The 12,722-nt window shown below is 32.9% G+C and carries 15 protein-coding genes; 4 read left to right on the top strand and 11 right to left on the bottom strand.

Annotated elements, in window-relative coordinates; all coding sequences use genetic code 11:
• Positions 1-43 precede the first annotated feature (43 nt).
• Entirely contained in the window at positions 44-1,225 is a 1,182-nt protein-coding gene (locus MG292_RS08760) for a cytochrome-c peroxidase (protein WP_264533107.1), read from the top strand.
• A gap of 53 nt (positions 1,226-1,278) precedes the next feature.
• Here the strand turns inward: MG292_RS08760 and MG292_RS08765 are convergent, their stop codons facing one another.
• The 10 genes from MG292_RS08765 to MG292_RS08810 all read right to left on the bottom strand — a co-directional run bounded on the left by MG292_RS08765 (position 1,279) and on the right by MG292_RS08810 (position 9,334).
• Positions 1,279-1,425 (bottom strand): hypothetical protein, encoded by a 147-nt coding sequence (locus MG292_RS08765; RefSeq protein WP_264533106.1) that lies wholly within the window; start codon positions 1,423-1,425, stop codon positions 1,279-1,281.
• Positions 1,426-1,462: 37 nt separating this feature from the next.
• Entirely contained in the window at positions 1,463-1,708 is a 246-nt protein-coding gene (locus tag MG292_RS08770) for a hypothetical protein (protein ID WP_264533105.1), read from the bottom strand.
• Positions 1,709-1,784: 76 nt separating this feature from the next.
• On the bottom strand, positions 1,785-2,657 hold the full coding sequence (gene sucD / locus MG292_RS08775) for a succinate--CoA ligase subunit alpha (RefSeq protein ID WP_264533104.1): 873 nt from the start codon (positions 2,655-2,657) through the stop codon (positions 1,785-1,787).
• A gap of 84 nt (positions 2,658-2,741) precedes the next feature.
• Complete coding sequence (locus MG292_RS08780) at positions 2,742-3,104, bottom strand: nuclear transport factor 2 family protein (protein WP_264533103.1); 363 nt, start codon at positions 3,102-3,104, stop codon at positions 2,742-2,744.
• A complete protein-coding gene (locus MG292_RS08785) occupies positions 3,104-4,033 on the bottom strand; it encodes a UDP-3-O-(3-hydroxymyristoyl)glucosamine N-acyltransferase (RefSeq protein WP_264533102.1) in 930 nt (309 codons plus the stop codon). Before MG292_RS08785 ends, MG292_RS08780 begins: the two co-directional genes overlap by 1 nt.
• Before the next feature lie 65 nt (positions 4,034-4,098).
• Positions 4,099-4,665, bottom strand: a complete 567-nt coding sequence (gene efp, locus MG292_RS08790) for an elongation factor P (RefSeq protein WP_264533101.1) — start codon at positions 4,663-4,665, stop codon at positions 4,099-4,101.
• Between the two features lie 33 nt (positions 4,666-4,698).
• The gene (lpxA, locus tag MG292_RS08795) at positions 4,699-5,484 is read right to left on the bottom strand and encodes an acyl-ACP--UDP-N-acetylglucosamine O-acyltransferase (RefSeq protein WP_264533100.1); all 786 of its coding nucleotides are present in this window, start codon (positions 5,482-5,484) and stop codon (positions 4,699-4,701) included.
• 67 nt (positions 5,485-5,551) lie between these two features.
• On the bottom strand, positions 5,552-6,940 hold the full coding sequence (locus tag MG292_RS08800; protein WP_264533099.1) for a bifunctional UDP-3-O-[3-hydroxymyristoyl] N-acetylglucosamine deacetylase/3-hydroxyacyl-ACP dehydratase: 1,389 nt from the start codon (positions 6,938-6,940) through the stop codon (positions 5,552-5,554).
• Positions 6,933-7,976 carry a UDP-3-O-(3-hydroxymyristoyl)glucosamine N-acyltransferase gene (gene lpxD, locus MG292_RS08805; protein ID WP_264533098.1) on the bottom strand — a complete coding sequence of 348 codons (1,044 nt, stop codon included), beginning with the start codon at positions 7,974-7,976 and terminating at the stop codon, positions 6,933-6,935. The genes MG292_RS08800 and lpxD overlap by 8 nt, the downstream gene beginning before the upstream one ends.
• A gap of 128 nt (positions 7,977-8,104) precedes the next feature.
• Entirely contained in the window at positions 8,105-9,334 is a 1,230-nt protein-coding gene (locus MG292_RS08810; RefSeq protein ID WP_264533097.1) for an HD domain-containing protein, read from the bottom strand.
• A gap of 111 nt (positions 9,335-9,445) precedes the next feature.
• On the opposite strand from MG292_RS08810, the gene MG292_RS08815 reads away from it, so the two are divergent.
• Positions 9,446-9,679 (top strand): hypothetical protein, encoded by a 234-nt coding sequence (locus MG292_RS08815; RefSeq protein ID WP_264533096.1) that lies wholly within the window; start codon positions 9,446-9,448, stop codon positions 9,677-9,679.
• Between the two features lie 43 nt (positions 9,680-9,722).
• Here MG292_RS08815 and MG292_RS08820 read toward each other — a convergent pair whose 3' ends face one another.
• Positions 9,723-10,514 carry a 3-keto-disaccharide hydrolase gene (locus MG292_RS08820; RefSeq protein ID WP_264533095.1) on the bottom strand — a complete coding sequence of 264 codons (792 nt, stop codon included), beginning with the start codon at positions 10,512-10,514 and terminating at the stop codon, positions 9,723-9,725.
• A 197-nt stretch (positions 10,515-10,711) separates the two neighbouring features.
• Here MG292_RS08820 and porX point away from each other — a divergent pair, with 197 nt between their 5' ends.
• Positions 10,712-12,268 (top strand): T9SS response regulator signal transducer PorX, encoded by a 1,557-nt coding sequence (porX, locus tag MG292_RS08825; protein ID WP_264533094.1) that lies wholly within the window; start codon positions 10,712-10,714, stop codon positions 12,266-12,268.
• Positions 12,269-12,682, top strand: a complete 414-nt coding sequence (gene tsaE / locus MG292_RS08830) for a tRNA (adenosine(37)-N6)-threonylcarbamoyltransferase complex ATPase subunit type 1 TsaE (protein WP_264533093.1) — start codon at positions 12,269-12,271, stop codon at positions 12,680-12,682. It begins immediately after the preceding gene.
• Positions 12,683-12,722 lie beyond the last annotated feature (40 nt).

The following is a 12,722-nucleotide window of genomic DNA, read 5'->3' on the forward strand; positions in this document are numbered from 1 at the left end:
ATTGCGTTATAAATAATCCTAAATCAACTATACCCAAATAATTATGACAAAAACAAACTTAGTAGGTGCCTTTTTGATTGCTATCAGCTTACTATCTTGCAGCAATCACGACAACAATTCAACAACAGATCTTTATCCGAATGTAACCGCTACTTTTTCCGGAAAAATTGATTTATATAATTTGAGTAATTATGCCAATCAATCTAAACCTGCTTACATAACAAAAGATAATACCGCAGGAAATCCAATAACTGACAAAGGCGCTACCTTAGGAAGAGTTTTATTTTATGATAAAAATTTATCTTCTAATAATACTATTTCTTGTGCTTCTTGCCATATTCAAGCTAATGCTTTTGGTGATACCGAAATTGCTAGTACCGGTGTTAATGGAACCACAACTAGACATGCCATGCGATTAATTAATAGTAGATTCGCCAACGAAACTAAGTTTTTTTGGGATGAAAGAGCTGCTACCTTGGAAACACAAGCCTCTGAACCTATCAAAAATCATATAGAAATGGGATTTAGTGGTACTAGTGGAGATGGTTCAATAAGTACATTAATTGCAAAATTACAAGGCATCGGATATTACAAAGAACTTTTTAAATACGTGTATGGCTCAGAAGAAATAACCGAGAATAAATTACAATTGGCATTAGCACAATTTGTTAGAAGCATTCAATCATTTGACTCAAAATACGATACTGGCAGAGCGGCAGTACAGAATGACAACCAAGCTTTTCCGAACTTTACCGCTCAAGAAAATCAAGGGAAAAATTTATTCTTAGCACCTCCTGTATTTGACGCTAATGGAATTAGGACATCTGGCGGACTTGGATGTGCTGGATGCCACGCTCCTCCTGAATTTGACATCGACCCTAACACAAAAAACAATGGGGTAATTGGAATTTTAAATGGTACTGGCATAGATATTAGCAATACAAAAGCCCCTTCATTAAGAGACTTAGTAAAATCCGATGGTACTCCAAATGGTCCTATGATGCATACTGGTAATTTTACAACATTGCAAAACGTTATTGGTCATTACGGAAATATAAATATAGCTCCAAGAAATACTAATCTAGACCCGAGATTAACCCCAAATGGATTTGGGCAGCAATTAAATTTAACAGCAACTGAAGTAAATGCACTGATTGCCTTTATAAAAACATTAACAGGTACTAATGTATACACGGATCCTAAATGGTCTAGCCCATTCAAATAATAAAAGCGCCCATTTTTGTATGGGCGCTTTCGTTATATAAAAAATGTAGAAAATTAAAAGGCTACATTCCACCTTGGTAATCGGTTATTTTCATCTAGAAAATTTTGCAAAATTTGCCCTTCTATATAAGTAGGAATTACTTTTACTTTATCATTAAAAGTAGTGTACCAAAGCACTTCTAAACGTTCAATATTTTCCAATTTCATTTGAGCTGGCCAAGAATATTTTCTTCCCGTTTTAGCAAAATTGATGACCGTTTACAATTTTGTCATACAAACCGCCATTCTTACTTTTTAAAGTTCCATTATTTTGAACAGTTCCTGTAGAACCTACCATAATCAATTCTTTTTCTTCACCATCAATAGAATACACCAAGAAAATTCCACTAGCTGTTTCTGGAGCATTACATACTTCTTCCAAACTATCTTCTTGAACAAAAGTAAAACTATTACTTTCTTTAAACTTTTTTAATTCTTTATACATTTTATATTACTGCATTTATTAAACAAAATACCCCACGAAACCGTGAGGTATTTTACATTCTATATTAAGTTTAGGACTAACCTAAAACTTCTTTTACTTTTTTACCAATTTCAGCTGGAGAATCCACTACGTGAATTCCGTTCTCTCTCATAATTTGTTTTTTAGCTTCAGCTGTATCATCAGAACCACCAACAATAGCACCTGCATGTCCCATTGTACGTCCTGCTGGAGCTGTAACTCCTGCTATAAATCCAACTACTGGTTTACGGTTTCCATCGGCTTTGATCCATTTAGCAGCATCTGCTTCTAATTGACCTCCAATTTCTCCAATCATAACGATACAATTGGTTTCTGGATCGTTCATTAACAATTCAACTGCTTCTTTGGTAGTAGTTCCAATAATTGGATCTCCACCAATTCCAATAGCAGTAGTAATTCCTAATCCTTGTTTAGCTACTTGATCAGCTGCTTCATAAGTTAAAGTACCTGATTTAGATACGATACCTACTGTTCCTTTTTTGAAAACAAAACCTGGCATAATTCCCACCTTAGCTTCACCTGCAGTGATAACACCCGGACAGTTAGGCCCTATAAGTCTTGCATTTCTTTCTTTAACATAGCTATTGGCTTTAATCATATCTGCTACAGGAATTCCTTCTGTAATAGCAATAATTACTTTGATTCCAGCATCAGCAGCCTCCATAATTGCATCGGCAGCAAAAGCTGGCGGAACGAAAATGATTGAAGTATCAGCACCTGCTTGTTCTACAGCATCCTTTACAGTATTAAAAACAGGACGATCTAAATGCGTAGTTCCTCCTTTTCCTGGAGTTACACCACCTACAACGTTAGTACCATATTCAATCATCTGAGAAGCGTGAAACGTTCCTTCGCTCCCAGTAAATCCTTGAACAATTATTTTGGAATTTTTATTAACTAAAACACTCATGATATATTTTTTATATGATTTTAAAAATTGTTATACAAAAGTACGGTTTTGAAATTATTTTTGAACTTTTTAATTGAAAATAAATTAAGAAATTTGACTCATTTGATATCCTCTGTACAATTTATTATCTTTTATTTGCCAAATTACTATAAAATTTGCTAAAAACATCTCTTCTCTTGGATTTTCAATAGTCTTTACATAATGCGAATAGCGAACAGAAACCAAGTCGTTTTCAGAAAGAATATGACTAATTCTAACTTTAGAACGCACGTACGCTTTATTCAATTCACCAGCTAAGTTAACAATAGAATCGTAATTCATTTGAACAAATCCTTTACTGCTGTTCCAATCCAAAATAATTTCGGGATGCAAAAAATCTTTCATGACTTCGGCATCGATCAAGGCATCTGATTTGTAAAAACTTTGCACTAATTTTTTAGCAGACATTATTTCAATTTATTTAATAGTTCAGGTATTTTTTTAATATTGGCCAATTGTTTCAATTTCTCTCTTGATTCTTCTATTGGAGTTCCAAAATACGATTTTCCTCCTTCAATAGATTTGGTCACTCCAGTTTGCCCCATTACTACTGCTTTTGTACCAATTGTGATTCCACTTGTAGTTCCTACTTGCCCCCAAAGTGTCACTTCATCTTCAATAACCACACAACCAGCAATACCAGTTTGAGAAGCTATTAAACATTTTTTCCCAATTACGGTATCATGACCAACATGTACTTGGTTGTCTAATTTACTTCCTTCTCCGATGGTTGTATCTCCTGTAACTCCTTTGTCAATGGTACAAAGTGCACCAATACCAACATTATTTTCAATAACTACTCTTCCTCCCGAAAGTAATTGATCAAAACCTTCTGGACGTTTCTTGTAATAAAAAGCATCTCCACCAATCACGGTTCCTGCATGAACAATTACATTATCGCCAATTATCGTATGGTCATAAATGGCAACGTTAGAATGAATTAAACAATTATTTCCAATCACAACATGATTACCAATAAATGTATTGGGTTGTATTATAGTACCTTGACCAATTTTTGCCGAAGGCGAAATAGATACATTTGAAGATTGAAAAGGCATAAAATGTCTTGTCAATAGATTAAAATCTCTAAATGGATCTTCTGAAATTAATAAAGCTTTACCTTCTGGACACTCTACTTCTTTATTAATTAAAATGATGGTAGCTTTGGACTGTAATGCCTTGTCGTAATATTTAGGATGATCTACAAAGACAATATCTCCTGGTTCTACCACATGAATTTCGTTCATTCCCAAAACAGGAAAACTAGCATCCCCAACAAAATCACATTGAATTATGTTGGCAATTTCTTTTAAAGTTTGTGGTTTTGGAAATTTCATGTGCTATAAAATAATTAAGGTTGATAACACAAGTGCGATCAACCTTTTATAATTTTTGGATTACTTTATTCTTTTACACGTTCCATATAAGAACCTGTAGCAGTGTCAATTTTAATTTTATCCCCTTCGTTAATAAACAAAGGAACGTTTACTGTTGCACCTGTTTCTACTGTTGCAGATTTGGTAGCGTTAGTTGCTGTATTTCCTTTTACACCTGGTTCAGCATAAGTCACTTCTAAAATAATAGAAGCCGGCATATCTACAGAAAGTGGTGCTTCAGTTTCAGCATTAATCTGGATCATTACATTAGTTCCTTCTTTCAATAAATCTGGATTATCTAATACATTTTTATTCAAGGTAATTTGTTCAAAAGACTCATTATTCATAAAATGAAATTGATCTCCTTCTGCATAAAGATATTGGAATGTATGAGTTTCTACACGAACTTCATCAATTTTATGACCCGCAGAAAAAGTGTTATCTAATACTTTTCCGTTAGTCAAAGATTTCAATTTTGTTCTTACAAAAGCAGGACCTTTACCTGGTTTTACATGAAGAAATTCAATGATTTTGTAAATATCGTTATTGTATTTAATACATAATCCGTTTCTAATATCTGATGTACTTGCCATTTTAAATTGTATTTGTTATTTAATCTAATTTTATTAATAATTTCCGCTATATCCTTTCATTACTCCTCTTGACGAATTTCGAATAAAATCTAGTATTTCATCACGTTCTGGAGTAGCTTCCATCTCTGCCTCAATAATACCAATTGCTTGGGTAGTATTGTAATTTTTTTGATACAGAATACGGTAGATATCTTGAATTTCTCTAATTTTTTCTGTTGTAAAACCTCTTCGTCTTAAGCCAATAGAATTAATTCCCACATAAGACAACGGCTCTTTGGCTGCTTTTGTAAAAGGCGGAACATCTTTTCTTACCAATGAACCTCCAGAAATCATAGCATGGTCACCAATATGTATGAATTGATGTACTGCTGCTAAACCTCCAATGACAGCATAATTACCCACAATAACATGTCCTGCCAAAGCAACTCCATTTACAATGATGGCATTATTTCCTACAACACAATCGTGAGCAATATGTGCATAAGCCATTACTAAACAATTATCTCCAATAACCGTCTGTCCGGAGGCAACAGTTCCTCTATTGATGGTAACACATTCTCTAATAGTACAATTATCTCCTATAATTGCTAAGGAATCTTCACCTCCAAATTTTAAATCTTGAGGTACTGCTGAAATAACTGCTCCTGGAAAAATATTACAATTTTTTCCAATTCTGGCACCTTCCATTATCGTAACATTGGAACCAATCCAAGTACCATCACCAATAACTACATTGTTATGGATTGTTGTGAAAGGCTCTATAACTACATTTTTGGCAATTTTAGCGCCAGGATGAACATATGCTAACGGTTGATTCATCTGTTTCGTTTTATAATTTCTATTAATTAGAAAATTCGCAGTAAAACTACAGCGAATTTTCTAAATTTTATTGTTTTTTAGCGATTTGTGCCATTAATTCTGCTTCTGCCACTAATTTACCATTAGCATAAGCATTAGCTTGCATATGACAAATACCTCTTCGTATTGGAGTAATCAAGTCACATTTGAAAATCAAAGTATCTCCAGGGAGTACTTTGTGTTTGAACTTAACATTATCCATTTTCATGAAATAAGTCAAATAATTTTCTGGATCAGGAACTGTACTTAAAACCAAAACTCCTCCTGTTTGCGCCATTGCTTCCACAATTAAAACACCAGGCATTACTGGAGCTTCAGGAAAATGACCTACGAAGAAATTCTCGTTCATGGTTACATTTTTCATTCCCACCACATGATTTTCTGACATTTCGATAATTCTATCAATCAATAAAAAAGGAGGGCGATGTGGCAATGTAGCCATGATTTGATGAATATCCATCAATGGTTCTTGATGTAAATCATAGGTTGGAACAAAATTACGTTGTTCTATTTTGATAATTTTAGACAGCTTTTTTGCAAATTGTGTATTAACATAATGGCCTGGTTTATTGGCAATAACTTTCCCTTGGATTCTTGTACCAATCAAAGATAAATCACCCACAACATCTAACAATTTATGTCTAGCTGCCTCGTTAGGATAATGCAACGTTAAATTATCTAAAATACCATTTGGTTTCACAGTTAGTTCGTCTTTTCCAAATGCTTTTTTAAGATTTTCCATTGTAGCAGCAGAAATTTCTTTATCTACATATACAATAGCGTTATTTAAATCACCACCTTTAATCAATCCATTATCCAAAAGAGATTCTAATTCATGTAAAAAACTAAACGTTCTTGAGTCTGAAAATTCTTGTTTGAACTCAGAAAGACATTTCATTGTGGCATTTTGAGTGCCTAAAATTTTAGTTCCAAAATCTACCATCGTAGTAATGCAATAATTATCACTTGGCATTACTAAAATTTCACTTCCTGTTGCTTCATCTGTAAAAGAAATTACTTCTTTAACTACATACACATTACGTTTAGCCTCTTGTTCCTCAACTCCTGCTTTTTCAATCGCTTCTACAAAATATTTAGAAGAGCCATCCATAATAGGTAACTCTGATGAATTCAACTCAATGATAACATTATCCAAATCACAACCTGTTAATGCTGCTAAAACATGTTCTGGAGTTTGAATTTGAACCCCTAATTTCTCTAAATTAGTACCGCGTTGTGTATTAACAACATAATTAGCATCTGCTTCAATAACAGGTTGACCTTCTAAATCTACTCGAATAAAGGTAAAACCATTATTTGCTGGAGCAGGTTTGAAAGTCATTGTAACTTCTTTACCTGTATGCAATCCAACACCCGTTAATGAGATTGCTGTTTTGATGGTTTTTTGTTTAACCATTTTGTTTATTTTTTTGGTTTAGTATTTCTTTTTTTAACTCTTCTAACTCCGCTACAATTTTAGGTAGGTTTTTAAAATGAATGTATGATTTTGAAAAATCAGTATAGCCAAAAGCAAGACTCCCTTGCATAATTTGTCCATCCTTTACATTTTTAGTGATACCCGATTTGGCCTTAATCCCGACATTATCTCCCACTGTAATATGGCCCGCAAAACCTACTTGCCCCCCAATCATACCGTTTTTCCCAATTTTAGTAGAACCTGCGATTCCTGTTTGAGCAGCTATTACAGTATTTTCTCCAATTTCTACATTATGAGCAATTTGAATTTGATTGTCTAATTTAACTCCTTTACGAATGATTGTAGAACCCATTGTAGCTCTATCTATCGTAGTGCAGGCACCTATCTCAACATCATCTTCAATAACTACATTCCCAATTTGAGGAATTTTTTTGTAAGTACCGTCTGGATTGGGTGCAAACCCAAAACCGTCGGCACCTATAACCGCTCCGGAATGAATTGTACAATTATTTCCAATTACCGTTTCAGAATAAATTTTTCCTCCTGCAAAAATAGTTACATTGTCTCCAATCACTGCATTATCACCGATAAATGAATTGGGGTAAATTTTGACATTATTTCCTAAAACCACGTTTTTACCAACATAACTAAAACTTCCAAGATACAAATCAGTACCATATTGAACCGTTTCATCCATAAAAGAAGGATTTTCAATACCTGTCTTGTTCAATTTTACTTGATTATAGAATTCTAACAGTTTAGTAAAGGCGCTGTATGCATCTTTTACTTTAATCAAAGTAGTAGTTAAATTAGTTTCAGGAACGAATGTTTTATTAACTATCGTTACAGATGCTTGTGTAGTGTATATAAAATTTTGATATTTGGGATTAGACAAAAAAGTTAAAGAACCTTCTTGCCCCTCCTCTATTTTTGACAATTTAAAAACTTCGGCATTAGGATTACCTACTACTTCTCCTTCTAAAATTCCCGCTATTTGTTCTGCTGTAAACTTCATTCTAAAGGATTATTTTTTTCATAGGCATAGAAAAACACCCGTTTAAAGGATTTTGAATATACAATATGAATAGCTTGTTTTTGTTCATTCGGACAAAAATATAAAAAATAGATTTTATTACAGCGTTTTTAAACCAGTTGTTTTGGAAAGCAAATGTAATATTTAGTTACCAATTTTGATAATGATTTCAAATTCAATTGGTCTGACGCTTCTACTACATCTTCAATAGTTTTATCTTTTTTCAAAATACGAATAGGTTCAGCTTCTTTGCTGTAAGCTTGATTTTTTATTTTCCCTTTAAAAATAAAGTAATTACTATCTGAAATTGATATATTATTTTCTACCGAAAAACGTTCTTGTAATAGTGCTATTTCATCAAAAACAACTTTCTCAGAAGCCACTTTTATCTTAGGCAAATCTCTATTGATAATCATTTTACTCAATGAAGACAAAATAAAGTCATCTTGTCGCTGCCACGATTTTAAGGCACTGATAATATCAAAATCATCCAATTGAGAAAACAAATCCAATGTTTGAGCATCAAAATCTTCAAGAGTAATTCGGTTTTGCATAAAAAACAACAACGGCTCACTGCAAGGCAATTGAACTCCTTTTAAAACCAATTCTTTGGCACGTTTCAATGTTTTAGTCAAAATTAATTCAGCGACCAAACTAGTTTTATGCAAATAGGCTTGCCAATACATTAAGCGTCGTGACATCAAGAATTTCTCTACCGAATAAATTCCTTTTTCCTCAATGACCAAAACATCATCCACCACATTCATCATTTGAATCAAACGCTCAGAATTGACATTTCCTTCAGCCACACCAGAATAAAAACTATCCCGTTTTAAATAATCCATTCGATCCATATCCAACTGACTTGATATCAATTGCAACATGAATTTACGATGGTATTCTCCTTTAAAAACCTGAATAGCCAAGCTCAATTGTCCATTGAATTCTTGATTCAATTGATTCATGAACAACAATGATATAGCCTCATGATGAACATCCTCGACAATGCTTTTTTCCATGGCGTGAGAAAATGGACCGTGACCGATATCATGCAATAATATGGCTATGTATAGAGCATTTTCTTCTTCCTCAGAAATAGAAACTCCTTTAAATCGAAGTACATCAACTGCTTTTTGCATCAAATGCATGCATCCTAAAGCGTGATGAAAACGAGTATGATTGGCTCCAGGATAGACCAAATAAGATAATCCCATTTGAGAAATACGTCTCAAACGTTGAAAATAAGGATGCTGAATTAAGTCGTAGATTAAAGCGTTTGGAATAGTTATAAATCCATAAATAGGATCATTAAATATTTTAAGTTTATTGATTGGGTTCACAATGTATTGCTTTAAGGCAACAAATATAGGGAATTTTGAATTGATTTTTGAAATGCTTTTTTTCGTAAATTTGTTAGTAACACGTATTAATTTCTATTTAATTTTCAAACGATGAACAACGAACAATTTCAGAAAGACAAACTTCATTTAATTCATTGGATTACCCAAATTCAAGATCATACGTTGATTGAAAAAATTAAATGTTTAATGAGTGCTTCTAATGAGAATTTACACCTCACTAAAGAACAAGAATTACTACTAGCAATAGAAAAAGGCAAAGAAATCAGCTCTCAAAAAAATGTCGATGAATTGAGTATCGATTCCAAAACTGACTATGAATTATAAAAAAAGGAGAGCTACTGCTCTCCTTTTAGTTTGTGATTATTTTTTATAATCTTCTTAACCAAATGTTTCTGAATTGTGTTTTACAACCGTGATCTTGAAGCGAAATAACATCTTCACCATGAGCTTCTGGGTAATTGTGTAATCCCATATATAAAGTCAATCCATTTATTGTAGCGTTATTTTGAACCACAACTCCATTATGAAAAACAGTGATTCTAGCAGGCGCATCAATCAATCCATTCGCTTTAAAGCGAGGTGCAGTATAAATTACATCATATACATTCCATTCTAAAGGCGTTTTCATCGCATTAACCAAAGGCGGGTGATCCTTATAAATACTTCCTGCTTGACCATTAGCATAAGTTCTATTATTGTACGAGTCTAGTACTTGTAACTCGTATCGATTTTGAAAAAAAATACCACTATTACCTCTCATTTGTCCGCCGTCAACCACTTCATCTGGAGCACTCCACTCGATGTGTAACTGACAATCTCCAAATTTCATTATAGTTTGAATGTCTCCTGATTCCGGAACTACTTCAAAATAATCATTATTTACAATTTTCCATCCCGCAGGCTTACTATTGTCTTTTTTATTCACCCACTGATTTAAGTTTTTACCATCAAATAAGATAATTGCATCCGAAGGTGCATCCCCAATTTTCTTAGCGGGAGTAATTACTTTTACTTCTGGATTCCAAATTTCAGTCATTTCAGGTTTCATTGGCATTGGCGAAACCTCTGGAGGAGTGTTTACAAAAGCGTGTTGTGCAAAAGACGCTGTAACTGAAAATACAGTTAGCAATACAGCGTTTTTAATTGTTTTAGTTTTCATAGTTTTTTGTTAATTTGATAAAGTATAAAAGTAGTAAATTCGTTTTGACAAGCAAGTTAAAGCGAATTATTTTTTTAAGTAGTGGAAAATTCTGTTTGTCACTATTTTAGCTTAAGTAATTTCAAAAAATTATATTTATTTTAGCAAAGCAACGTTTTAAAAACTGTAAATTGCCCTTCGGTAATAGATAACGCTTTATGGAAGACATTATAAAAATACTTTGGGTAGATGATGAAATCGACCTATTAAAACCACACATTTTATTTCTTGAAAAGAAAAATTACAGTGTTACAACTTGTAATAACGGTTTGGACGCTATTGCTATTTTTGAAAAAAATAATTTTGATATTGTGTTTTTGGACGAAAATATGCCAGGAATGAGTGGATTAGAAACGCTTTCAGAAATGAAAGAAAAAAAATCATCCGTGCCTATGATTATGATTACCAAAAGCGAGGAAGAATACATTATGGAAGAAGCCATTGGTTCTAAAATTGCCGACTATTTAATAAAGCCCGTAAATCCGAATCAAATCCTGTTAAGTTTAAAAAAGAATCTAGACCACTCTCGTTTAATTTCTCAAAAAACCACTTTAGATTATCAAAAAGAATTTAGAAAGATCACCATGGAAATGGCTACCGTAAATTCTTTTGAAGATTGGATTGAATTGTATAAAAAATTGATTTTTTGGGAATTACAGCTCGAAAACATCAATGATATTGGAATGAGTTCCATCTTGGAATCTCAAAAAATAGAGGCTAATTCTCAATTTGGAAAATTTATCGAACGAAATTATGAATCTTGGTTTGAACCAAAAGCCAATCGTCCTGTTTTATCCCATACTTTGTTTAAAGAATTAGTTGTTCCAGAAATTACAAAAAAAGACAAACCCGTACTTTTTATTGTTATTGATAACCTGCGTTACGATCAATGGGAAGTTATAGAGAATGCTGTAAGTAATCATTATAAATTAGAAAAAGAAATACCTTATTATGCTATTTTGCCCACAGCAACTCAATATGCTCGAAATGCTATTTTTTCAGGTTTATTGCCTTTAGAAATGGAAAAACAATTTCCAGAATATTGGAAAAATGATACTGACGAAGGAGGAAAAAATATGTTTGAAGCCGAGTTTTTAACTGCACAGTTAAAACGTCTCGGATTGAACATCAAACAGGATTATTTTAAAATTACTAATCTGGCCAGCGGACGTAAATTAGTAGAAAGTTTCAAATCGTTAAAAAATAATGATTTAGTTACAATTGTCTATAATTTCGTCGATATGCTTTCTCATGCTAAAACTGAAATGGAGGTAATTAAAGAATTAGCTCCTGACGATAAAGCGTATCGATCTCTAACCTTAAGTTGGTTCAAAAATTCACCTCTTTTAGGTATGATTCAACAAGCACAAAAAATGGGATTTAAGTTAATAATTACCACAGACCACGGCACTATTAATGTTAAAAATCCTTCAAAAGTAGTGGGAGACAAAAATACGAGCTTGAATTTACGCTACAAAACAGGTCGAAGCCTTACCTACGAAAACAAAGATGTTTACGCTGTAAAAGATCCTAAAAAAATAGGATTGCCTAGCATCAATATGAGTAGTTCTTATATTTTTGCAAAAAATGATTTGTTTTTGGCGTATGTCAATAACTTCAATCATTATGTTAGTTATTATAAAAATACGTACCAGCATGGAGGCATTTCGTTAGAAGAAATGATTGTCCCTTTTTTGGTTTTTAATCCCCGATAAATGGAAATAGTATTTACCATAGACAAACTTGAATTGGTTGCCCAACAAATCATTGCCCAACAACCAAATAAAGTGATCCTTTTTAATGGAGAAATGGGTGTTGGAAAAACGACTTTAATTAAACAATTATGCAAAGAGCTTGGAGTATTAGACGCAACAAGTAGTCCAACTTTTTCTTTAGTTAATGAATACGAAACTACTGCTAATCAAATTGTTTACCATTTTGATTTTTATCGGTTGAAAAATGAAATGGAAGCTTTGGATATGGGAGCCGATGATTATTTTTATTCGGAAAATTGGTGTTTTATCGAATGGGCAGAAAAAATTCCAAACCTTATTCCAGAACATCATTCGGTGATAACTATTGAATTACTTCCTGACGGAAAACGTCATTTAAAGTTAATCCATTTGTAATCATTCAGATGTAGAAAAAAATACGTAAATTGTACCTCTT

It is taken from the genome of Flavobacterium keumense (genome assembly GCF_029866485.1).
Classification (GTDB): Bacteria; Bacteroidota; Bacteroidia; order Flavobacteriales; family Flavobacteriaceae; genus Flavobacterium; species Flavobacterium keumense.